Origin of the sequence: Virgibacillus halotolerans, assembly GCF_016908515.1 — a bacterium.
In the GTDB taxonomy this organism is placed as follows: Bacteria; Bacillota; Bacilli; order Bacillales; family Amphibacillaceae; genus Virgibacillus_M; species Virgibacillus_M halotolerans.
The window spans coordinates 531,441-553,297 of sequence record NZ_JAFBEA010000001.1 but is presented as its reverse complement, the minus strand read 5'-3'; the positions used below and the strand labels follow the sequence as shown (position 1 = coordinate 553,297).

The window sequence follows — 21,857 nt, the reverse complement described above, 5'->3', positions numbered from 1 at the left end:
TCTCAATAGTAAAAAGTTACACCTATTATTCTTCCGGCTGAATATCCTGTAAATGTCCTTCTAATTTTTCAAGCGTTAAAGCGCCATTTACTACTTCATCGATTGTTCCATCGGGTTTAATAAACAACGTACTCGGAATCGGTCCTATCTTGTACAGATCCATTATTTCCCCTTTTGTATCGTGTGGAATTGGGAATGTAAGGTCATACTTATCGATAAAACGATCCACGACCAATTGTGTTGCGTCAAGACTGATAGCTACAATTTCTACACCCTTTTCCTCGTATTCTGGATACAATTTTTGCATATAGGGCATTTCAGCTTCACATGGTGGACAATACGTTGCCCAAAAATTTAACATTACCCCTTTTCCTTTCAGATCACTTAACCGGACGGTTTCCATCTCGTTGTTTTTATTAATTTGTTGTAATTGAAAATCCGGTGCTTTATCTCCCTTGCTGTATATGGTTTTATCTTTTTGAAAGTTAGAGACCAATGCAAACACGACTGCAATGAGCAAGACAGCTAAAACGGATGATCTGAAAATAAGCCGATTTCTTTTCTTCTTTTTTTTGCTTTGTTTCATTTGTTCCAAGCTCACACGGATCACTCTCCCAACCCATTGTAACATCTTAATGTCTGGTTAATTTTGACTTTTATTTAACAATTTTAGTTTGCTGCCATATTCCGTATTTGTTTCACTTCTTTTGGTGTTAATTGACGGTATTCACCAGGCTTTAAGCCTCGCAGTGTCAACATTCCGTACTTTTCCCGTTTTAGTTTCAAAACGGGGTAGCCAATCTGCTCCATCATTCTTCTAACATGTCTGTTCTTTCCTTCTCGTAAAGTAATCTCTATCATCGTCGTATTTTTTTTCGTATCTGTCGATAATATGCTATAATGGATCGCTTTTAAAACATCCGTATCTGATTTAACCCCTTTTAGTAACTTAGCTAAATCGGACTTTCCTGGAATTCCATTTATTTTCGCTGAATATACTTTGTCCACTTCATATTTGGGGTGCATCAGTTGATTCGCAAATTCCCCATCATTCGTTAACAATAATATGCCGGAAGTATGATAATCCAACCTACCAACAGGGAAAATACGTTCCGGTATGCCTGCTAGTAAATCTGTAACAACCCTTCTACCTTTATCATCACTCACACTTGAAATAAAGCCGCGCGGTTTATAAAGCATATAATATACTGACTGCTCTTTTTCTAAGGGTACCCCATTTACTTCAATTTTATCGTTAGCAGATACTTTTGTTCCTAGTTCTGTTACTATTTTGGTGTTCACCTTTACTTTTCCATCTACGATAAGTTGTTCGGCCTTTCTTCTTGATGTTACACCACTCTGTGCAATGACCTTTTGTAATCTTTCCAATGATTTTTTCATAATACCCACCACATGTTCATTTATTTTTTTACTACATAAATAATAGCGTTAACTTAGTGTCAACGCTACTCAAAAGACTTATTCAAACATAATTGTAACAATGATAATTGATGCAAGTATACCAATTAAATCCGCTAACAGTCCAACCTTAAGCGCATATCGCATTTTTTTAATTCCTACAGCTCCAAAGTAGATGGTTAGAATATAGAGTGTCGTATCTGTACTTCCTTGCATCGTCGAGGCTAACCTTCCCAAGAACGAATCAGGGCCATGGGTCGCGATCAATTCTGTCGTCATCCCCAGTGCAGCCGTGCCTGAGATCGGCCTGACAAATGCAAGTGGAACAACTTCCGGCGGGATGCCCACCAATGCTAGAAAAGGGGAAATGAGGTTGACAAAGGCTTCCAACGCCCCCGAACTTCTTAAAATGGAAATAGAAACAATCATCCCCAGTAAAAAAGGAAGTAAAGAAAAGGCTATTTTGACCCCCTCCTTTCCCCCCTCAACAAATAATTCATAGGTAGGAACCTTTTTCCATGTTGAAACAATAAGTACAAGTAATATAAAACACGGTATCAACCATGTGCTGATTGATGTTATAATCCCCATGTCCCGTTCCCCCAATTATTTACTAAAAGTGTAAAACAAGCGGTCAATCAAAATCGCACTAAGTGACGATATAACTGTCGCTATAATTGTTGTTCCAACGATTTCTGTTGGCGCTATGGAATGATACTGCATGCGGATAGCGATAACCGTCGTTGGAACCAATGTTAAACCAGAAGTATTTAAGGCTAAAAATGTAATCATCGATCTGGATGCTGTGTCGGTTCCGCTTAGTTGTTTCATTTGTTCCATTGCTTTAATCCCCATCGGTGTAGCTGCGTTTCCTAAACCAAAGATATTAGCTGTGATATTAGATAGAATATACCCCATTGCTGGGTGGTCCTTTGGAATCTCGGGAAATAAACGGACAACGATCGGGCGTAGTAACCTTGTCAACACTTGTAAAATACCTGCTTTTTCAGCGATATTCATAATTCCGAGCCAAAAAACAAGCACACTGATCAAGCCGATTGCTAATGTAACAGCTTCGTTGGCACTTTCAAAGATCGCTTTATTGACTTGGTTCATGGTTCCATTAAACATGGCATAAACGATACCAATAATCGCCATAAATGCCCAAATGATATTAACCATAGCTATTCCAACCCAAGAATCCGTTTATAGATGATGATAAAGTCATGTGAAAAATGATTTTCGTTTGGCTCCTGGTGCTTGGTTTCCAATACTGTTTCCTCTTGCTTTGCATTTCCCTCTGAATCATATTGATCAAATCCCCATTCATACATACTTGTATGGTCCTGCCAATCATCAGGTGCATTTAAAGTAACAGCAATCAAATCCACCCCATCTTTATGTGCCGCAGTAACCAAGGTCCGACCAGTCTTTTTTGTATAACCCGTTTTTCCACCAATGCAAGCATCATAATACTGTGTTAATAGTTTATTTTTGTTCTGCCAGCTGTAGGTTCTATTATCTGCTTGATGTGTTGTAGTCCCGGTGACCTTTTTAAATTGATCATTATCCATTGCATAACGCATGAGTATCGCCATATCATAGGCCGAAGAATAATGATGATCAGAATCAAGTCCATGTGGATTTTCGAAATTCGTATTCAGCATTCCTAACCAACGTGCTTTTTCATTCATCAAATAAACAAAGCCTTCTTCACTTCCTCCTACGTGCTCACTAATTGTTACTGCAGCATCATTTCCAGATCTCAGCATGAGCCCGTATGTCAAATCTTCAATCGTCATTTTCTCTCCCTGTTCTAAGTAAATAGAAGAACCCTCTGTGTATATAGCTCGTCTGCTAGTCTTTGCCTCTTCCTTCCACTTACCTGATTCAATCGCAAGAATGGCAGTCATGATTTTAGTAATACTTGCAATCGACTGTTGCTCATTCGCCTTTTTCTCATATAGTATCCTTCCAGTAGACTGGTCTATTAATACTGCGTTATTTGCTGATACAGATGGTGCTGCTTGTCCAATTTCCGGAAAAATAAAACTGAACACTAATATAGTTAGCATAAATAATATGAATCGCATGGCAGGCTTCCTCTCACAAGTAGTGTGTCTGTATATGATATGCAGGGGAAAAAACACATATGATTGTTTTCCATTGCTTTATGGGTTGTTATTTAAAATATCATGCATGTATACTAATATTTGCAGGAAGCCCTATTGATCCTTAATACAATGGCCACATTACCTTCATAGCCTTCTGACAGCGATTATTTACATTATTCCAGTTAACAATATTCCACCAATTATTAATATATGATTCCTTATCTGTTTTATATTGCAAATAATAGGCGTGCTCCCACACATCTAAAACCAATAAAGGGATCGTGTCCGCTAATTGAAACAACTGGTGTTTTTCAAACGTTTGAATTGCAAGCCTACCACTTCTGGGAGCCCATACCAATACAGCCCAGCCAACACCCTCTACAGAATTTGCAGCCTCTGTAAAAAGACTTTTAAACTTTTTCCAAGATCCAAAATCACGCTCGATAAGTTTTAGCATGTCATCTTTTGGTTCTTTGCTTGCGTTAGGTGTCATATTAAACCAGAAAATGGTGTGTAAATAGTGACCAGATCCGTGAAACGCCTGCTCTCTTAGCCAATGTTTGATGACACTTTTATCCGTCTTGTTTCCATATAGTTCTTTTTCAGCCTTATTTAAGCCATCAACATATGATTGATGATGTATGTCATGGTGCAATCGCATGATTTCTTCGCTAATATATGGTTCAAGTGCATTATATTCATATGGCAAGGGGGGTAACTTGTGCTTCCCAATCGGAACTGCTTTCATTTCCTTACGATCTATTTCATTATTCGTCACCGATTCTACGATCCGAGATCCTTCTCTTTGGAAAGCATACACATCATCATCTGAAATTTCTGCAGTTAATTCCAGATGCCCGTTCATGCGTTGCTGCCATTGTTCGATCTGCTCTTTACAGGTTAAATATGTTCTTTCTGGTATGTCAGCTTCCTGTAAAGTTTCTTTTACTTCCTCTCCCCACGCCATTAGACTTTCTAAATATAATTGTTTATCGTTATCCATTTGATCACCTCTGTAGAGCATATGCAATATCCATCTCTTAGGTGTTTGATCTAATTAAATCATTGTTTGCACACAAAAAAACGCTCCAAATTGCTTGGAACGTTTATCTTTCATTTTAATTTAAGTTTGTGGAGTAAGTACTTATAATCTTCTTTCGTATCAACATCAAAAAAACACATGTTGTCCGTAAATTCAATGATTCCGCCTTCATTCATTCGGTCTTGGATTAAATAACGTGCCCCCTTATCTCCTTGAAGCTGATAAAGATCTGTAAACATTTCACTCGAGATTAATATAGGTGGTCGTGTTATCCCAGCATAACTTGCCGCAATAAAGGAATACGGGTATTGACTTGTTTGGTACTGTCTAATAATTTTATTGATCATCTCACTTGAAATGAACGGTTGATCTGCCAGCACAATTAATACAGCATCAGCACCGAGTTTGTCCGCAAATTGTAAGCCACATTTCAGGGAATAGGATTGGCCGTATGTAGATTTTATAGATGTGGCATGAAACCATCTCTCTTGGTAGTTTTGGAATAATTCAGGTGAGACCCAGTTGAGTTGATCCTTTTCCGTAGTAACGACAACTATTTTATCAAGTTGGGAGTCTAATGCTGTTATCAAAGCTAAACTACCAAGATGGTGATTTCCTACGCTTGAAAACAGTTTATTACCTCCAAACCTTTTGCTTTCTCCCGCTGCCAGATATATACCTATTATCCTTTTTTGTCTCAAGGGTAAACTCCTTTCTTCCTAACCTTGTCTCTGCGCCTGGATTAGTGCAGCGATAATACTAATCGCTATTTCTTCGGGACCCTCAGCCCCAATTGCTAATCCCACGGGAGAATGAAGATATTTCGGAATTGTTGCGCCACTTAGTAGACGCGTTGTGCGCTTGCGTGGCCCTAATACACCCAGATAGCTTATTTGTTTTTGCTTCAATAAAGCATGTAAAATCTCTCTGTCTTTTTGAAAATCATGTGTCATCAATATCACTGAATCACTTGCGACCATATCCAGATTTTCTATGGTTTCTGAAATCCTTTCACTCCCAAGAAATCTAGCATCTGGAAAATAATCGTGACTTTTATAGGCAGAACGCCAATCCCATATGTTAACCTTAAATCCTGTCTGTGCCGCTACCTGAGAAAATGGCCTTGCATCAGGGCCTGCACCAAAAATAAACAAACGTGGTTTTGGTTTAAAAAAATGTAAATATGTATTTACTTCAGCATCATCAATGATACAAGATTTTCTTTCTTCCAGTGCGGTGAGCATCAATTGCTGCGAAACTATATTTTGATTTCCGAATATCTGCTCATCCTGTGTTATATAAGCGGTATCTATTGCACCGGGAATTTGTTTTAATACTTTCAAAGAGACAACTGGAATGCCTTTGTCAAGATACTCCTTCACGATGCACAACTGTTCCCTAAGAACTGGATTAACAGTTTCCAACAGCATATGGACGTTACCATTACAACCAGCCCCACGCCCCCAGGAAAGGTCATCTTCAGCGCTCATATCGTAAACAATCATACGTGAACAGATCGATGTCCCCTCCAATAGCTTGTTTGCCTGAATTGCCAAGTTCGACTCAAGACACCCGGCACTTATCATACCCACCTGTCGTCCATTTTCCATAAACAACATCGCTGCTCCCGTCTTTCGGTAGGCAGACCCCTCCACATTTATTATTGTCGCCAGAACAGCGCTCTCATTCGAACGAGTGATAACATCAAGAATTTCATGCATACTATTCATTTAAATTACCTGCATACAGCGCTACAATATCCTTTTCAACGACCAAAAGATTTTTTTTGCACACTTTCACAACACCGCCAATATTACTTTTGATAGTAAGTATGAGGCACCCGAATGCTTTTTATACAAAAAAAGAGATAGAAAAACCCTTGTGGCTTTTAGACACAAGGGTTTTTCTATCATTTTGTAACATCCTCATCGATTTGACCGTTAAATTTATCGAAGAACAAATCCGCTTCCTGTTCCACATCCTCCGTATCCGCTGATTCTGGTAATGGTGGTAATTCTTCTAAGGAAGTTAAACCAAAATAGGTTAAGAAGTCTTTACTTGTCGCAAATAATGTTGGTCTCCCAATACTTTCTCTTCTTCCGACTTCTTCAATTAAGGATCTTGCTAACAATGTTTGGACCGGGCGATCACTTTTCACACCTCTGATTTCTTCAATTTCAGTTCTTGTAATTGGTTGTTGATAAGCAATAATAGCAAGTGTTTCCAGTGCTGCCTGTGACATTTTGCTTGATGTCGGTGTTTCTAACATTTTCTTAAAATACTCACTATGCTCTGGCTTGGTTGTTAAATGAAAAACGTCATGTGACTGCATGATCATCAATCCGCGCTCTGTATTTTCATAATCATATTTTAATTCTTCCACAATATGGACCACAGAAGAACTAGGAATTTCCAATATGGCTGATAATTGCTTTAATGCAATGCCCTCGTCGCCACTTGCAAATAAAAGACCTTCTGTAATAGCTTTTAAGTTTGTTAATTCCATCCTTATTCCTCCATGCAAAACACGTACAATGAATCGAAGTGCGTTGTTTGTTTACAATATACTTTATGATCCTTCATCAATTCCAATAAAGCCATAAAGGTGATCACAATATGGGAACGGGAATAATAAGGAAATAATTGGTCAAAGGAAACCCCATCCTTTTCTTTTTTAACGGATTGTAAAATATCTTCCATACGTTGTTCAATCGGAATTTCACTTCGTTCTATTTTTGTATCTAATGGTTCATTCCATTTTTTTCTCTCAAACATTCTTCCTAGCGCTCCAAGCATATCATAGATGGATATATTCCCTTTTTCCATTGGACGCTTTTGTTCACTAAACGCTTCAAATACAACTGGTGCTCTGGTGAAAATCTGATTGGTGTTCATATCTTTTTCTTTTAATCTTTCAGCCACATTTTTATACTTTCTATACTCGATTAAACGTTGCATTAATTCTTCCCGTGGATCTTCTTCATAGTCGTCCGTATCTTCAAAGACCTCTTGCTTTGGTAATAACATGTTACTCTTGATCGCTATTAATGTTGCTGCCATAACAAGATATTCACTTGCGATATCCAACTCCAAGTGTTGCATCGTATGGATGTAACGCATATACTGCTCAGTAATTTCAGCCATTGGAATATCATAAATATCAATTTCATATTGATTAATTAAATGAAGTAATAAATCGAGGGGACCTTCAAATGCATCTAATTTTACTTGGTAAGCCTGATTCATCGCGTTTCTTCCTTTCTTAATGGGTGCAAACATAATAGCTAAATATGAAAAATACCTATGTTTTGTCATAAACGCCTATACATGATGACCAATGTCATCATAGGTTATTAACGTAAGATAAATGTTACCACAAAACATTTATGTTCAGAAGAAAAAAGGAGGAATTTGATTATGGGTGAAAGCTATGGATATGGAGCCGGTGGCGGTTTCGCGTTAATCGTAGTACTGTTCATTCTTCTCGTTATTGTTGGTGCTGCTTGGTTATAGGTTAGCTCAGGCAATATCTGTTTATAGTAGTTGAAAAGCCAGCCCTACGAATTTTGGGGCTGGCTTTTTCACTATGCTTCATCCTGTTCTTCTGCTTCTGTGTATTTATTATAAAATGACTGAACATCATCAGCCGCACAGACAGCATACTTATCCTGATAAAGTTTATTTACTTCATTGATCATTTTCTTACCAATCCCCAAATTACGGTGGGAAGGATTAACAGACACATGCTGAATAACAGCATTGATTTCATTATCGATCCTCACACCGATAGCACCGATAACATCGTCCTCTTTCCATAAATAAAGGTGCCAATCCGGATTTGATTCATATTCTTTTATTGTTTGCTGCAATTTTTTTACTTCTTTTTTCTCTTCCGGCATAAAAGAAAGTAATCCCATTGCAATCTTTTCTAAATTCTTTTTATAACGAATTAACATAGATACCCCTCATTAACTTACAATCTTTTTGAGTTTTCATATCCCTTACTGTATCAGAAAAAATGTATTTGTATACACTTTCCATCTTTAATATATTTATGCATGATTATATGTTTTTGTCAAACAATCGCTTTTCATAGGGAAATATTCGCTTGTTTCACGTTTTTTTAATACTATTTCCCAAGATCACTTGCATAATCATGTATCCATCCGTATATTTATCTTTTAATTTAAACGGAATTATATTAACAACAGCAAGCCAGACGTTAAACCAGTAAAATAATTGCAAATAATTATTTGGATATATTTCATTCAGCACATAAAAAAGGAATGCGACCATTCCATTAGTAATTGGTCCAAGAATAGCAATCCACACAATTTCTCCTGGTTTATAAGGCGTTTTTCGTTTACTTTCTGCTAAGCCACCTAGAAAAAAAGCAGTGTAAATAACCAATTGCATTCTTCCTAAAAAAATTACTTTTAATCGCTTCCCTTTTCCAATTGATATCATAATACTATCTGCATTTACAATTTTCGCTGCAAATGCATGTCCAATTTCATGTAAAATAATACTGATTGGTGCTGCAGCAAATAGTAAATACAGGAATAGATAAATATCCATATCAAAAATATTCATGTATTACTTCCTTAGTAAAACTGCTTTAATGCTGAGAATGCACACGGGATAGCTTAAGATATTCTCATTTCTTTCATGACATCACCGTTATTCATTGCTTTCGCATATTCAACACCCGATGTAACCTGTCCAAATACTGTGTGGACACCATCAAGATGTGGTTGTGGCTCATGAACGATAAAGAACTGACTGCTTCCCGTATCTTTTCCAGCATGCGCCATTGATAAAGAACCTTCTACATGCTTATGTGGATTTCCTTCTGTTTCACATTTGATAGTATAACCGGCTGAACCTGTACCATTGCCATTCGGGCAACCGCCTTGACTGACAAATCCATCAATAACACGATGAAAAGTTAATCCATCATAAAAATTCTCGTTTGCAAGTTTTTCAAAATTGGCTACCGTTTTTGGAGCCTCTTCCGGAAATAGTTCGAATTCGATTTTGTTACCATTTTCCATTAAAATATATCCTTTTTTAGTCATGATGACATCCCCTTTTTAAATCATTATCATTAAATCATGTTCAGTTTATCATTTTATAGCTATTTTTCACACCAATAAGGTCGAATTGGCGTCTATTTTTGCTTTTTATTCATACGATAAATCATTTTTGACAAGGTCCTGATATGTCTCCCTGCGAACAACTAATTTATCTATTCCTTCTTCCACAAATACCACTGCGGCATTTGGCAAACGATTATAATGGCTTGCCATAGAATAACCATAAGCCCCTGTAGAGAAAACTGCAAGTATATCGCCATGCTCGACTGTAGGAACCGCTAAATCCCAAATAAGCATGTCTCCGGATTCACAACATTTACCCGCGATTGATACATCATTGGTTGTTGTTTCCTTCGCTTTGTTCGCAATAACAGCATCATATTCAGCTCCATAAAGTGCTGGTCTTAGATTGTCCGTTAATCCACCATCAACAGAAACATATTGACGAATGCCTGGTATTTGCTTCATCGCACCTATTGTATACAGTGTAATGCCCGCATTACCAACGATTGCACGACCAGGTTCAATCCAGATTTCGGGGACTGCCATGTGAAGCACTTCGGCATGCTGCTTAACCTGGCTAACAAGTTCCTCCACATAAATATGATAAGGTAATGGATCGTCCTTCTCTGTATATCGAATACCAAATCCGCCACCTAAATTCAAAACTTCAGGTGTATAGCCGTATAACGTTTTCCATTTGGATATTTCATTAAATAACACATCTGTAGCAGCGAGAAAACGATCCGCCTCAAAAATTTGTGATCCGATATGACAATGCAGCCCTTTAAACCGAATATGCGAATGATTATGTAATAATTGAAATGCCTCTTCCGCTTGTCCATTTTGCAGATTAAAGCCAAATTTCGAATCTTCATTCCCCGTCATAATATATTGGTGTGTATTAGATTCAATACCAGGAGTAACACGAATCAGCACATCCATTGTTTTATTCGTTTTTTCCAAAATGTTTTCAATCAGTGCTATTTCATAAAAGTTATCAACAACAATACAGCCAATATTATGTTTGATCGCCATGCTTAATTCTGCTTCGTTTTTATTGTTGCCGTGCATGTGGATGTTTTCTGTAGGAAAGCCAGCTTGTAATGCTGTATATAATTCTCCTTCAGACACAACGTCAAGGCACATTCCTTCTTGCTTCATGACCTGTAGCATGGCGACGGTAGAAAACGCCTTACTTGCATAGGCGACTTTTGCTGTCACGCCTAAATCTTTAAAGGAATTTACAAATGCGCGGCAATTAGCACGAATCATGCCCACATCATAAACGTATAGTGGCGTACCATATTTTTCTGCCAAAGCAATTGTATCCATGCCCCCTATTTCTAAATGGCCATGATCGTTTACCTGAAATGGATGATGATCAATTATCATTTTAAGTGATTCTCCCCCCAATCAATTGTTTAAATACTTTACCATATTGAAGTAAAAAACGAAAGAGCTAACCATAGGATTAGCTCTTTTTAGTAGGTTGACGATAATTATCTTTTGGGTGGACAATACTTGGTCTAACGTTTGAATAGGGCACAGGGATACGGAATATAAAGTGCAGCATCCCCATGGCATTAAAGGGTAAAAATGGCCACAAATAAGGTGTTTTCAAAGATTTTAAATTAGCTAAAAAGAAGATAATCAGGGTAAATCCAATTGTAAAACCGACGACCCCAAAGAAGGCAGTCATGAGCACAAGAAATAATTTCAGTATTTTATTCGCCACACTTAGTTCATAACTCGGTGTAACGTAGGAACCGATCGTACTGACGGATACATACAAGATAACTTCCGGAGAAAACATACCTACGTCAACCGCAATCTGTCCAATCAAAACAGCAGCGATTAATCCGAGTGCAGTAGCTAAGGGTGTTGGGGTATGAATCGCTGCCATACGTAAAAATTCAACCCCGATATCCGCCATTAAAATTTGTATCACGATAGGAATATTTCCGGTTTCATTAGGCCCGATAAAAGAAAGTTCTTTTGGCAATAAGGATGGATCAATAACAAATAATAGCCAAAGTGGCAAGAGGAATAACGAACACATAACTGCAAAGAAACGTACCCATCTAATGAATGTACCGACGCCAGGTGTTTGTCTATATTCTTCCGCATGTTCTAAATGGTCAAAAAAAGTAGCAGGAAAAATAATAATGCTTGGTGATGTATCAACCGTAACAATAACGTGCCCTTCGAATAAATGGTTTGCGGCCACATCTGGTCTTTCAGTATATCTGACGAGCGGAAACGGATTCCACCCACGCTCTACCATGAACTCTTCTAATGCCTTGTCCGTCATGGTTAAACCATCAATTTCGATGGCTCTGATTTTATCCTTGATTAACTTTACTAAGTCATCATTTGCCACATCTTGAATATAAGAAACACATACATCTGTTTTAGAGCGTTCTCCTACGCTTAACATTTCATTTCGTAATCTTTCATCTCGTATCCTTCTTCTAGTAAGTGATGTATTGATGACGATGTTCTCTGTATAGCCATCTCTTGCACCTCGAACTACCCTTTCAGTATCCGGTTCTTCTGGTTGCCTGCCAGGATAACTACGTACATCAACAACAAATGCGGACTTCTCTCCATCAATGAAGATCACAATTAAGCCGGATAACATCTGGTCTACCGCTTCGTCCATTGTTTTAATAACTTCTACTGACTCATTCACCAAACGGTTCTCCACGATCTCATATACTTTTTTCTTATCAACTTCATTATCATTAATTTCGATTAGTATTTTTAAAAGCTGTATGATATTAGGATCATCAACCATACCATTAAGATAGTAAAGCTGTATTTTTCTTTTAAGTACGACGACTTCGCGAAAGCCTAGATCATAGGAAACACCTACACCAACTCTTTCTTTCATAAATTTCTGATTGTCTTTTATGTCTGCAGAAATCGGATATTTATCTTTTGTGTCTGGCACTGTCCTTCACTCCACTCTTAAATATTACTCATTTATTTAACAAATATCGTCCATTGAAACAGGGATCCGGCAATTTTTCCGAAAACAATTGCCATTAGCAGCCACAGTAAGTGCCCCTCAAGACCAATTCGCTTTGAGATGACAGGGAATACATTTAACACTTCTGTTAATGCGGCGGCAAGCATGCCATTAAAAATACCATGCAGTAGTCCCCAAAGTACTAATAACAGTACAGGTTCGTTGACTGCACTATCGGTAAAAGATAAGTAGGTACCCATTTCCAATCCAAAAATAACACATGCCCCATAAACTTTAATCATTCGATCTGTTTTACTTAGTTGAATTAATCTTGGAATAATCCCTAATACGGTTATAAATGCAACAAAACCGCCACCAACAGCAAGACCTCCGGCAAATCCTATAAATACCTCAAAAACGTTAACGAGGAGGTTTTGTATCATTTAACTTATTCTCATGGTGGTTTAGGTAATTATCCAGATCTTGTTGGTAGTTGTATATTTCCACTTCAAGTGGACTGGGTTCCTCATTAAATCTTTTATTGAACCAATGATTAAAAAACAGGAGTGTCCCCATCCCTAATCCAAGGGAGTATGGTATTTGAATCCACAAAGGATAGTCATTACGTTCGCCGGTCAACAAATAATGAAGCTTTTGTTGTACTTCCTGCATGCTAACATCATAGTGAAAATTCATGATCGTCATTGCAGTTCCAATAAACAATAAAAGCCAAATGAATACAACGATGAATATGGATGGTGCCTTTTTGCTTTTATTAATCCGAATAATCGTCTGTGTTGGACCAATCAATTGCACTTCAATTTCTGAAAAAGTGTGGATTAAATAATCGATAATTAAAAAGCTGTCAATAATGACAATATTTTTATCCTTTTTTGTGATCCTGTAAATCGGTACATCCTCCAGCTTTTTTTTACTTGTCGACGATGTAGATAGATAAGCAATATCTTTTAAGTGAATTTCCTTCATTTTGGATATTCCAATGGTCTTTTTCATACGCAAATAAACGATTTCAGTCATTGTAAATTCATCCTTTACCCGCTCGTGTAAAAATAGTATTTGTCAGAAATACTATTTTTATCAATTAAAATTTGCGAAAAACCTGTATAACTAAAAAAAGAATACCCCGCATCAATTTTTTAAGCTGATGTGGGATATTCAAATTCAAAATGATTTATTAATTCAGCGGAACAGCTAGTGAACCAACTATTTTCTCCAAGTTTTCTTTTCCCAATATTTCTACCGTCCTGGCACTTTCCCTGAAATCTTTATTAAGAGCAGCGGAGGCGGTGTTGATCAAACCTGTGCAGGTTGGCGTTTCAACATCTAACATCTCCCCTAATGATTCAAGTAACACTAACCCCTCAGGGACATCCTCCGTTATGAATCTGGAGTCTGCAACAAAAGGTCCTTCCGGTGAACTATTCTCAGCATAACTAAAAAACGCCTCTTTAGCGTCTATCGTAAAATCTGTAAAATTACGGAACTTACATGCTTCCACATAAGATAACCTTTCTGCACCGATTTTTTCAAGTACATCCATTTTTTCATTATCAAGGCTTTCAACTAAATTCCATACATGTGGTGTAAACACTTCTTTATACATCCAGTAATCACCCTTGGCATGCTCAATCCTGGGAATACTCATAATGCCACCGATGGTGTGGACAATCAAATTCGGGTTATGAAGTGCCGCTTCTATCACAGACTCCAGATATACGAAATTATATTGAAGTTTGTTCAACTTCTCCTCGATCATTGTTTTATTTTTATTTGTAAATATAGCAACAGGGTTTCTCACGTTCTTAAACAATACCTTCACTTTCCCCGGTTCAACAATTCTACAATCTATGGGAGAGCTTTGCGCTTCTACAATTGTAATATTCATATCCGATTGATGCTTTAAAAAATATGCTGTTGATAAATAGCCGGGCTCTAACAGTACAATTTGATCTTCATCCATGAAAGGCAGTATCCGTTTGATGACTTGTTCATGATAATTTGTTTGGACATAAATAATAATAATTTCGGCATCCGTTATTGCTAATTTTACATCTGTTGTCACTACATCTAAATTCACCGAAGTCTCTTTAAAGCCATTCAAAATCGTTATTTCACCATTATTTTTATTTAGATATTCAAAATGCTCATTATGCAGACCTCGAGAAGTTTTTAATAATGTTACAAAATGGCCTTTCTCTTTCAGATCTGCTGCTATGGTTGTTCCACCATGTCCTGCTCCTACAACTGTAATTCTCATTATTTCTCCTCCAATGTTTTGATCGCACGTTAAATGATTTGAAAGCGACTATTAAATACATTGTGAGTAGCTATGGAAAAACCTTGTTCCGATAGGTTTGGCTTCTTAGCATTTCTAGAATCTCCTTTTGTGCTGGTTATTGTATCTATCCGTTTAATGGGGAAACCCAATTCTCACTTCGTTATACATGATCACTATTTCACAAAGTTTCACCTTTTAATGCCTTGGCCTTCTAGCTGAATGATTGGGTTATTTCTAGTGCTGATTTTCTATCTTTCTAAAATATGAATGTAAAAGAAGAATCATAAAATTTATTTAAAATTTTCAAACTATATTCTTATTATACCAATGATTATGCGTTTACACAAGGTGTTGTCTCTTGTATGCCATTAAAAACAGAACAAAAAAATATCGTACGCTTGCAAGCAAAGAAAAAAAATCACCACAAAAGTGGTGATTTTAGCGGTCGATATTCAGTTTCATTTCATACAGAATCTTTTTTTCTAGTCGGGATACTTGTACTTGTGAAATCCCTAGTCTATCGGCTACTTCAGTTTGCGTTTGATCTTTATAGTAGCGTAAGTATACAATCAGTCTTTCACGCTCATTCAGCCCCCTAATCGCTTCCTGAAGTGTAAGTGTATCAAACCATTTTGAATCCTCGTCCGCTATTTGATCTAATAATGTAATTGGATCCCCGTCATTCTCAAAAACAGTCTCATGTATCGAATGCGGAGATTTTGCAGCCTCTTGTGCATGCACAACCTCTTCTGGTGTGATCTCTAATGCTTCAGCAATTTCATTTACTGTCGGTGACCGGCTGAGTTGTTTGGTTAATTCATCCCCTTTTCTACGTATTTTGTTCCCCGTCTCTTTCAAGGAGCGGCTGACTTTCACACTACCATCATCCCTGATAAAACGCTGGATTTCGCCAATAATCATTGGCACAGCATACGTGGAAAACCTAACATCGTAGGATAGATCGAACTTATCTATAGATTTGATTAATCCAATACTACCAATTTGAAATAAATCGTCCGGATCATATCCACGGTTAATAAACCGTTGGACTACCGACCAAACAAGTCGAATGTTTTTTTCAACCAATATATCTCTTGCCGCTTTATCCCCATGCTGGCTTTTAAATATATAATCCTTCACCTGTTCATCTGTTAAGGCATCTTTATGAACCTTTTTGACATTTGCATTCATAGGCATCACTGATTCATAACCGTTTTATTTTTCGCAAGCTGCTTTGTCATATATACGGTTGTTCCATGGTTTGGATGTGAAATAACCTCAACAGAATCCATAAAGTTTTCAATGATTGTAAAGCCCATGCCAGATCTTTCTAGTTCAGGTTTAGAAGTATATAGCGGCTGACGTGCTTCGTCGATATCATTTATCCCAATGCCATTGTCTTTAATCGTCAGTTCAATATCATGATCTTGTATGGTGCAGGTAATACCAATTTTATGGTGTGCTTCATTGTTATACCCATGAATAATTGCGTTTGTTACAGCCTCTGATACAACTGTTTTTATTTCCGTTAATTCATTCATCGTTGGATCTAATTGCGTAATAAAAGATCCAACCGTCACCCTTGCAAAGGATTCATTCTCACTTATGCTAGAAAACTCGATAAACATTTCATTTTTCATGATGCCACCCCCAACGTCTTTAATGCAAATTGTTCATTCTCCTCTAAGCGGACAATTTTAAAGATACCAGACATTTCAAACAATCGTTTAACCGGTGGAGAAATGGAGCATACAACCATTTCCCCTCCAAGCTGTAGAACCTCTTTATACCTTCCAAGTACAACACCCAGTCCAGAACTGTCCATAAAAGTCACTGATTCCAGATTCAAAATGATATGCTTCACGGCATTTTGATATAACATATCCTTCCATTCACTCCGTAACCCTTCTGCTTCATGGTGATCCAGTTCTCCCGATAGCCTTACAATTAACACATCTTCCTTCACATTAAATGTGGAAGTTAGTCCCATCTAATTTCCTCCTTTTGAACATGCACTTTATGTTCTATTTCTAGATCGGCAGCTCAATTCCTGCCTGATGACAAAATTAGAAGAAATTCGATAAAGTTAGAAGCTGTTAATTAAATTTCGCCATTTTTTGCAGGGATCGTTTTAAAAATGTAAAATAGGACGCTGTTTCTATATCTTGTTTGATCGTTAAAGGTGTTTCAGACAATGTCTTTTTGCCGTCTTTCACATATAACGTACCTACTCTATCCCCTTTTTCCATTGGAGGCGCCAAGTTTTTATCAAGTTCTACCTGTGCTTTAATATCAGCAGTATCTGCGCCTTTTTCATGAATTGTACTAATTGATTCTGATGCAACGATATTGATCTGTTTATTTTCTGCCTTTAAAAGTTCCAATGTTGTAATGACTTGATCCTTCTTAAACAATTGTTTTGTTTCAAAATGATTGAATGCATAGTCAAGCATTTGCGATACGGTAGCATTGCGTTTTTTAGGCGATTCTGCTCCCATAACTACCGCAATCACTCGCATATCATTCTTTTTAGCTGTTGCTGTTAAGCAATATTTCGCTTCATTGGTAAAACCGGTTTTTAATCCATCGACTCCCGGATAAAATTTCACCAGCTTATTTGTATTAACTAACCAGAATTCATTGTCTTCTCCTTTTCTTAAATAATCCTCATAGACAGACGTGAATTTGGTAATGGATTCATATTTTAATAATTCCTTGGCAATAACCGCCATATCATATGCTGTACTATAATGATCCTTCGCTGGTAGTCCTGTAGTGTTTTGAAACTTGGTATTTTTTAAATTTAATTCTTTCACCTTTTCATTCATCTTTTTAACAAATGCTTCTTCACTGCCGGAGATTCTTTCTGCCATGGCTACACTTGCATCATTACCCGAAGCAATGGAGATACCTTTTAATAGATCTTTAACAGACATTTCCTCTCCCGCTTCAAGAAAAACCTGTGATCCGCCCATGGATGATGCGCGCTCACTTATACGAACCATTTCATCCATTTTTAAATTACCTTTGTCAATGGCCTCCATAATCAATAATAGCGTCATTATCTTTGTCATACTAGCTGGAGGAAGCTTCTCATTCGCATTTTTATCAAAAAGCATTTTCCCTGTATCACGTTCCATTAAAATAGCTGAGTTGGCATCTTCTGCAAGTTTCGGTGTATCTGTACTAGCATCATTCCCCTTTTCTTCAGCGAATGCAGGTACAGTTGTACTAAACAGCATAAAAAATATCATACTGCCCATCAAAAAGTATTTTTTCATCGTTTTACCTCCAACAATCAATATACATCTAGGATTGCCGAAGTTAATATTTTTTATACGCTGATAAGTGGACATAAAAATACAGAAAAGCACACCAAAAAAGGTGTGCTTTTACGTCTATTTCTTTGTTATTGTATCATATATCAACGTTGGGGCCTGAACGACTGAATCGGAAACCTCAATACTTTCATATAGTTTTTCTTTTACTTCTTCAATCGCTTCCCGATTGGCATGAATGGTTAATAAGGATTCCCCTTTTTTCACCGGATCCCCTATTTTTTTATGCAGCACAATGCCAACAGCCAGATCTATTGATGAGTCCTTATCGGCCCGACCTGCGCCTAGCATCATTGCTGCTGTACCCATATCATTAGCAATAATATTTGCTACGGTACCAGACGACATTGCCGGTAACTCCACCTGATAAGCTGCTTGCGGCAATAATTCAGGGTTATCTACAACGTTGGCATCGCCACCCTGGGACCTGATAAAGGTTTTAAAATGCTCAAACGCTTTTCCGTTTGTAAGGTTTTCCCTTAATACTGTTCGCGCTTCTTCTATGCTCCCCGCCTTTTCTGCAAGAACAACCATCTGGCTTCCCAGTGTCAAGCATAATTCGGTTAGATCTTCGGGACCTTTGTCCTGTAACGTGTCTATAGCTTCTTTGATTTCTAACGCATTCCCAATTGCATGGCCGAGTGGCTGCGTCATATCAGAAATCACCGACATCGTTTTTCGATTTACTTGATTTCCGATAGAAACCATTGCTTCTGCTAAAGCTTTAGCATCGCCAAGTTCCTTCATAAATGCCCCTGCTCCTGTTTTTACATCCAAAACAATCGCATCAGCGCCTGAGGCAATTTTCTTGCTCATAATCGAACTGGCGATTAATGGAATAGAGTTGACTGTTGCTGTAACATCACGTAAACTGTAGATCTTTTTATCTGCTGGTGTTAAATTGCCTGATTGACCTACTACGGCTACTTTATTTTTATTTACTAGCTCAATGAATTCGTCGTTCGTTATTTCTACATGGAATCCCGGAACAGATTCCAGCTTATCTATCGTCCCACCTGTGTGACCGAGCCCTCGCCCACTCATTTTCGCCAGTGGTACACCTAACGAGGCTACTAACGGCGCTAAAACAAGCGTTGTCGTGTCTCCTACGCCACCTATAAACATAACACCATTTTCCTCATCGTCTTTTACCTCACCTACTGATCCAAAGCCTACAGTAGCACTGTTGCCTTCTATTGAAAATGTTAGGGAGTATGATACATTTCCTTTTCCATCGATTTCAATCTTGGAAAATAAGTTCTCCAATAGCTGTTTCTGAGTATGAGTAGGTGCATGTTCAATTATTTTATTAAAATCCTTTAGCTGATCTATTACATCATTAATATTTATCTCTTCCTCAACTTGAACATCTAACTCATCTTTTATTTTTTCTTTGGACTTTTTTAAGTTGTTCATTTTGAGTAGAACTTCTTTTTGCTGCTCCTGATACATCTCTTTCATCATTTCGTACATATCATCTTCTGTGTCTAAATCTAATAACAATCTGCTAATTGACTGAAAATCCTTTTGTGCTTTAGACAACTGTCGAGCTACTTCATCTAATTGGTAACTTAAAGTCTCGTCTTTTTCCTCAAGTCCTTCCTTAATCTTAGCGTGAGAGTTGGAGTCAATAAAATTTCTCAAATACATCTTTGCTTCTTCTAATACAAACTGTTCCAATATTTCTCTTTTATATGCTTTACTTTTACATGTATGAACTTTGTGATTTCCGCTTCTACCTTTGCATACATAATAAGAATATCTCTTTCCATTTTTCTTTGTAACGGTTCGTGAGGCGTATTCTTGTCCACACTCTCCACATACCAAAATACCTGTTAATAAGAATGAAGTATTATATCTCCTTGCTGGCATTCTGGATTCATTCCTCTGTTTGCGTATTAAGTCAATCTTATTCTGAGTATCTTCACTTCTAATTGATTCAATCTGATCCGACTTAACACAGATAGTTTCAAACTCCCCATCTGTGTTCTTCTTCCTATACAATAGATAGCCTGAGTAAGTTTTGTTAAATAATATTGCATCTATGTTATCTATAGTCCACTTTTCCGAACTTCGCTTATGTTGTTTTAGCTTTGTTGCTCTGGAGTGACGCTTTCCTCTCCCTCTGATACTTTGTCCTTCTAGCCATTTCGCTATTGAATATTTTCCGTATCCTTCCATATATAAGTCTTCTACTTCCTTTATAATGGGAATTTCAGATTCAATAGGAGTTAACATTCCATCATTGTTTTGATATCCATATGTCACATTACCACCAGAGAACTCTCCTCTTTTAGCTTTATCAAACATCGTATCTCCAACGCGAACGGAAATTTGAGCAGATTCTATTTCATCTAAAGATGATCGTATATTCTCCATCAATTTAGAGTACGGATCATTTAGATCCATCTGTTGTTCTCCTGATGCAGTAAAGTGGATGGAGCAATTAGCAGACTCTAGCATACTTCTAATAGCTAATGAATCTTCTGTCTTACGTGCCAGTCTGTCCCTCTTATAAACTATTAAATTATTAAACAATCCGGTCTTAGCATCATTCAAGCATTCCATCAATTTCTTTCTGTCTTTTAATTTTGTCTTTGAGGCAGAGACTCCACCTTCTATATAAGGTTCGCCATATATTACTCCACCGTTTTTTTTAACAAATTCTTTAGCTAAGTTAGTCTGCATCTCTACTGAGTCACCCTGAGAGAATTGCTGATCTGTAGAAACTCGGATATACACTCCATATATTTGTTCTTCTGACATTTATTCATCCTCCTTAATAGTATTGTTTATTAGTGTTGTTGGTTAATATTATCGCATATAAAAGAAAAATAGACAAGAAGAATCCTGTCTATTAATTGGTAATATTTCTATTATTTTTTATGTAATCAATTGATAAGTTAACTAATATGTCTTTGATTTTATTTATTGATTCTTCACTCGTATTATTTGATGGTTTAACACTTCCTTTAATTGGTCTATTGTAGTTCATTTTTATCCTCCCCTCCATATTTATCAATTAATCTATCTAATGTTTCTTTAATGAAATATGTATAGCGTGTTCTCTTCTTTATGCTTCTTATCTCAACCCCAATTTGTTCAACTATATGTAATGGAATTGATTTTTCATTTAGCCTACCTTGATATACGCCTTTGTTTTTTTGTTCGGCTATTCGCGTATATTTATTAAAATCTTCTATGTGGACGAAAAAGGCTCTTTCTTCTGGTTCTCTGAAGTTGAATATAAATCCGCCAATTACACCATTGTGTTTATTGTCTTTTGTCAGAGCATCAATTTGGTGTTGCTTAATCTTTGGATTTTCACCTCTAAAGCTAAAGGACTTCTCTTTGGTTGACTTCAGCTCTAATGGAAATAAAAATGGCTGATTGTAAAGAATGAAATCATATTTATTTTTTGGGGTAGTGAACCCCGGTTTTAATGCCATCCTATTAACATCCCTTACTCTAAAATTGAATAGGCCTTGATTTTCGCTACTGCTTTGAAACATTTCCTCAAATAGTTTTCCATAATCTATTTTTTTAGCCAATAAACATACCTCCTAATTATACTA

Annotated in this window: 24 protein-coding genes and 2 pseudogenes; 1 reads left to right on the top strand and 25 read right to left on the bottom strand. The window is 37.1% G+C overall.

Annotated elements, in window-relative coordinates; translation table 11 throughout:
* Positions 1 to 25: 25 nt before the first annotated feature.
* The 10 genes from resA to JOC34_RS03255 form a co-directional block, all read right to left on the bottom strand.
* Positions 26 to 601 (bottom strand): thiol-disulfide oxidoreductase ResA, encoded by a 576-nt coding sequence (resA, locus tag JOC34_RS03300; protein WP_205135280.1) that lies wholly within the window; start codon positions 599 to 601, stop codon positions 26 to 28.
* A gap of 68 nt (positions 602 to 669) precedes the next feature.
* Positions 670 to 1,401 carry a pseudouridine synthase gene (locus JOC34_RS03295; protein ID WP_275577670.1) on the bottom strand — a complete coding sequence of 244 codons (732 nt, stop codon included), beginning with the start codon at positions 1,399 to 1,401 and terminating at the stop codon, positions 670 to 672.
* A 78-nt stretch (positions 1,402 to 1,479) separates the two neighbouring features.
* The gene (locus tag JOC34_RS03290; RefSeq protein ID WP_205135279.1) at positions 1,480 to 2,010 is read right to left on the bottom strand and encodes a spore maturation protein; all 531 of its coding nucleotides are present in this window, start codon (positions 2,008 to 2,010) and stop codon (positions 1,480 to 1,482) included.
* Between the two features lie 15 nt (positions 2,011 to 2,025).
* On the bottom strand, positions 2,026 to 2,601 hold the full coding sequence (locus JOC34_RS03285) for a nucleoside recognition domain-containing protein (RefSeq protein ID WP_205135278.1): 576 nt from the start codon (positions 2,599 to 2,601) through the stop codon (positions 2,026 to 2,028).
* A 2-nt stretch (positions 2,602 to 2,603) separates the two neighbouring features.
* Positions 2,604 to 3,512: a D-alanyl-D-alanine carboxypeptidase family protein gene (locus JOC34_RS03280; RefSeq protein WP_205135277.1), complete on the bottom strand. Its 909-nt coding sequence runs from the start codon at positions 3,510 to 3,512 to the stop codon at positions 2,604 to 2,606.
* A 142-nt stretch (positions 3,513 to 3,654) separates the two neighbouring features.
* The gene (locus tag JOC34_RS03275) at positions 3,655 to 4,536 is read right to left on the bottom strand and encodes a superoxide dismutase (protein ID WP_205135276.1); all 882 of its coding nucleotides are present in this window, start codon (positions 4,534 to 4,536) and stop codon (positions 3,655 to 3,657) included.
* A 110-nt stretch (positions 4,537 to 4,646) separates the two neighbouring features.
* The gene (locus JOC34_RS03270) at positions 4,647 to 5,276 is read right to left on the bottom strand and encodes an NTP transferase domain-containing protein (RefSeq protein WP_205135275.1); all 630 of its coding nucleotides are present in this window, start codon (positions 5,274 to 5,276) and stop codon (positions 4,647 to 4,649) included.
* Positions 5,277 to 5,294: 18 nt separating this feature from the next.
* Complete coding sequence (locus JOC34_RS03265) at positions 5,295 to 6,305, bottom strand: XdhC family protein (RefSeq protein WP_205135274.1); 1,011 nt, start codon at positions 6,303 to 6,305, stop codon at positions 5,295 to 5,297.
* Between the two features lie 179 nt (positions 6,306 to 6,484).
* Positions 6,485 to 7,081: an SMC-Scp complex subunit ScpB gene (gene scpB / locus JOC34_RS03260; protein ID WP_205135273.1), complete on the bottom strand. Its 597-nt coding sequence runs from the start codon at positions 7,079 to 7,081 to the stop codon at positions 6,485 to 6,487.
* Between the two features lie 2 nt (positions 7,082 to 7,083).
* On the bottom strand, positions 7,084 to 7,821 hold the full coding sequence (locus JOC34_RS03255) for a segregation/condensation protein A (RefSeq protein ID WP_205135272.1): 738 nt from the start codon (positions 7,819 to 7,821) through the stop codon (positions 7,084 to 7,086).
* A gap of 171 nt (positions 7,822 to 7,992) precedes the next feature.
* Here JOC34_RS03255 and JOC34_RS03250 point away from each other — a divergent pair, with 171 nt between their 5' ends.
* On the top strand, positions 7,993 to 8,088 hold the full coding sequence (locus JOC34_RS03250; protein ID WP_205135271.1) for a YjcZ family sporulation protein: 96 nt from the start codon (positions 7,993 to 7,995) through the stop codon (positions 8,086 to 8,088).
* A 71-nt stretch (positions 8,089 to 8,159) separates the two neighbouring features.
* On the opposite strand, the gene JOC34_RS03245 is transcribed toward JOC34_RS03250, so the two are convergent.
* The 15 genes and pseudogenes from JOC34_RS03245 to JOC34_RS03180 all read right to left on the bottom strand — a co-directional run bounded on the left by JOC34_RS03245 (position 8,160) and on the right by JOC34_RS03180 (position 21,833).
* The gene (locus JOC34_RS03245; protein ID WP_205135270.1) at positions 8,160 to 8,531 is read right to left on the bottom strand and encodes a GNAT family N-acetyltransferase; all 372 of its coding nucleotides are present in this window, start codon (positions 8,529 to 8,531) and stop codon (positions 8,160 to 8,162) included.
* A 157-nt stretch (positions 8,532 to 8,688) separates the two neighbouring features.
* Complete coding sequence (locus JOC34_RS03240; protein WP_205135269.1) at positions 8,689 to 9,168, bottom strand: site-2 protease family protein; 480 nt, start codon at positions 9,166 to 9,168, stop codon at positions 8,689 to 8,691.
* A gap of 53 nt (positions 9,169 to 9,221) precedes the next feature.
* Positions 9,222 to 9,653: a peptidylprolyl isomerase gene (locus tag JOC34_RS03235; protein WP_205135268.1), complete on the bottom strand. Its 432-nt coding sequence runs from the start codon at positions 9,651 to 9,653 to the stop codon at positions 9,222 to 9,224.
* Positions 9,654 to 9,758: 105 nt separating this feature from the next.
* Positions 9,759 to 11,066 carry a diaminopimelate decarboxylase gene (gene lysA / locus JOC34_RS03230; RefSeq protein ID WP_205135267.1) on the bottom strand — a complete coding sequence of 436 codons (1,308 nt, stop codon included), beginning with the start codon at positions 11,064 to 11,066 and terminating at the stop codon, positions 9,759 to 9,761.
* Between the two features lie 79 nt (positions 11,067 to 11,145).
* Entirely contained in the window at positions 11,146 to 12,567 is a 1,422-nt protein-coding gene (locus tag JOC34_RS03225; protein ID WP_205135912.1) for a spore germination protein, read from the bottom strand.
* A gap of 92 nt (positions 12,568 to 12,659) precedes the next feature.
* Positions 12,660 to 13,088 (bottom strand): stage V sporulation protein AB, encoded by a 429-nt coding sequence (locus JOC34_RS03220; protein ID WP_205135266.1) that lies wholly within the window; start codon positions 13,086 to 13,088, stop codon positions 12,660 to 12,662.
* Complete coding sequence (locus JOC34_RS03215) at positions 13,066 to 13,683, bottom strand: stage V sporulation protein AA (RefSeq protein WP_205135265.1); 618 nt, start codon at positions 13,681 to 13,683, stop codon at positions 13,066 to 13,068. The genes JOC34_RS03220 and JOC34_RS03215 overlap by 23 nt, the downstream gene beginning before the upstream one ends.
* A gap of 157 nt (positions 13,684 to 13,840) precedes the next feature.
* On the bottom strand, positions 13,841 to 14,923 hold the full coding sequence (locus JOC34_RS03210) for an NAD/NADP octopine/nopaline dehydrogenase family protein (protein WP_205135264.1): 1,083 nt from the start codon (positions 14,921 to 14,923) through the stop codon (positions 13,841 to 13,843).
* Positions 14,924 to 15,382: 459 nt separating this feature from the next.
* On the bottom strand, positions 15,383 to 16,135 hold the full coding sequence (gene sigF, locus JOC34_RS03205; RefSeq protein WP_205135263.1) for an RNA polymerase sporulation sigma factor SigF: 753 nt from the start codon (positions 16,133 to 16,135) through the stop codon (positions 15,383 to 15,385).
* 5 nt (positions 16,136 to 16,140) lie between these two features.
* A complete protein-coding gene (spoIIAB, locus tag JOC34_RS03200; protein ID WP_205135262.1) occupies positions 16,141 to 16,584 on the bottom strand; it encodes an anti-sigma F factor in 444 nt (147 codons plus the stop codon).
* Positions 16,581 to 16,934 carry an anti-sigma F factor antagonist gene (spoIIAA, locus tag JOC34_RS03195; RefSeq protein ID WP_205135261.1) on the bottom strand — a complete coding sequence of 118 codons (354 nt, stop codon included), beginning with the start codon at positions 16,932 to 16,934 and terminating at the stop codon, positions 16,581 to 16,583. The genes spoIIAB and spoIIAA overlap by 4 nt, the downstream gene beginning before the upstream one ends.
* A gap of 106 nt (positions 16,935 to 17,040) precedes the next feature.
* The gene (locus JOC34_RS03190; protein ID WP_205135260.1) at positions 17,041 to 18,225 is read right to left on the bottom strand and encodes a D-alanyl-D-alanine carboxypeptidase family protein; all 1,185 of its coding nucleotides are present in this window, start codon (positions 18,223 to 18,225) and stop codon (positions 17,041 to 17,043) included.
* A 117-nt stretch (positions 18,226 to 18,342) separates the two neighbouring features.
* Positions 18,343 to 19,401 (bottom strand): annotated as a pseudogene (locus JOC34_RS21680) (pyrimidine-nucleoside phosphorylase); the annotation flags it as partial.
* Between the two features lie 549 nt (positions 19,402 to 19,950).
* Positions 19,951 to 21,048, bottom strand: a pseudogene (locus JOC34_RS21675) (recombinase family protein); the annotation flags it as partial.
* A gap of 215 nt (positions 21,049 to 21,263) precedes the next feature.
* Positions 21,264 to 21,833: a Holliday junction resolvase RecU gene (locus tag JOC34_RS03180; protein ID WP_205135258.1), complete on the bottom strand. Its 570-nt coding sequence runs from the start codon at positions 21,831 to 21,833 to the stop codon at positions 21,264 to 21,266.
* Between the last annotated feature and the right edge of the window lie 24 nt (positions 21,834 to 21,857).

Coding starts and splice junctions, on each gene's coding strand:
- spoIIAA (WP_205135261.1), bottom strand. CDS start 16,934: ATGGGACTAACTTCCACATTTAATGTGAAGGAAGATGTGTTAATTGTA.
- spoIIAB (WP_205135262.1), bottom strand. CDS start 16,584: ATGAAAAATGAAATGTTTATCGAGTTTTCTAGCATAAGTGAGAATGAA.
- JOC34_RS03210 (WP_205135264.1), bottom strand. CDS start 14,923: ATGAGAATTACAGTTGTAGGAGCAGGACATGGTGGAACAACCATAGCA.
- JOC34_RS03285 (WP_205135278.1), bottom strand. CDS start 2,601: ATGGTTAATATCATTTGGGCATTTATGGCGATTATTGGTATCGTTTAT.
- JOC34_RS03215 (WP_205135265.1), bottom strand. CDS start 13,683: ATGACTGAAATCGTTTATTTGCGTATGAAAAAGACCATTGGAATATCC.
- JOC34_RS03245 (WP_205135270.1), bottom strand. CDS start 8,531: ATGTTAATTCGTTATAAAAAGAATTTAGAAAAGATTGCAATGGGATTA.
- JOC34_RS03250 (WP_205135271.1), top strand. CDS start 7,993: ATGGGTGAAAGCTATGGATATGGAGCCGGTGGCGGTTTCGCGTTAATC.
- lysA (WP_205135267.1), bottom strand. CDS start 11,066: ATGATAATTGATCATCATCCATTTCAGGTAAACGATCATGGCCATTTA.
- JOC34_RS03275 (WP_205135276.1), bottom strand. CDS start 4,536: ATGGATAACGATAAACAATTATATTTAGAAAGTCTAATGGCGTGGGGA.
- JOC34_RS03225 (WP_205135912.1), bottom strand. CDS start 12,567: ATGAAAGAAAGAGTTGGTGTAGGTGTTTCCTATGATCTAGGCTTTCGC.
- JOC34_RS03290 (WP_205135279.1), bottom strand. CDS start 2,010: ATGGGGATTATAACATCAATCAGCACATGGTTGATACCGTGTTTTATA.
- JOC34_RS03295 (WP_275577670.1), bottom strand. CDS start 1,401: ATGAAAAAATCATTGGAAAGATTACAAAAGGTCATTGCACAGAGTGGT.
- JOC34_RS03235 (WP_205135268.1), bottom strand. CDS start 9,653: ATGACTAAAAAAGGATATATTTTAATGGAAAATGGTAACAAAATCGAA.
- JOC34_RS03220 (WP_205135266.1), bottom strand. CDS start 13,088: ATGATACAAAACCTCCTCGTTAACGTTTTTGAGGTATTTATAGGATTT.
- sigF (WP_205135263.1), bottom strand. CDS start 16,135: ATGAATGCAAATGTCAAAAAGGTTCATAAAGATGCCTTAACAGATGAA.
- scpB (WP_205135273.1), bottom strand. CDS start 7,081: ATGGAATTAACAAACTTAAAAGCTATTACAGAAGGTCTTTTATTTGCA.
- JOC34_RS03265 (WP_205135274.1), bottom strand. CDS start 6,305: ATGAATAGTATGCATGAAATTCTTGATGTTATCACTCGTTCGAATGAG.
- JOC34_RS03240 (WP_205135269.1), bottom strand. CDS start 9,168: ATGAATATTTTTGATATGGATATTTATCTATTCCTGTATTTACTATTT.
- JOC34_RS03255 (WP_205135272.1), bottom strand. CDS start 7,821: ATGAATCAGGCTTACCAAGTAAAATTAGATGCATTTGAAGGTCCCCTC.
- JOC34_RS03190 (WP_205135260.1), bottom strand. CDS start 18,225: ATGAAAAAATACTTTTTGATGGGCAGTATGATATTTTTTATGCTGTTT.
- JOC34_RS03280 (WP_205135277.1), bottom strand. CDS start 3,512: ATGCGATTCATATTATTTATGCTAACTATATTAGTGTTCAGTTTTATT.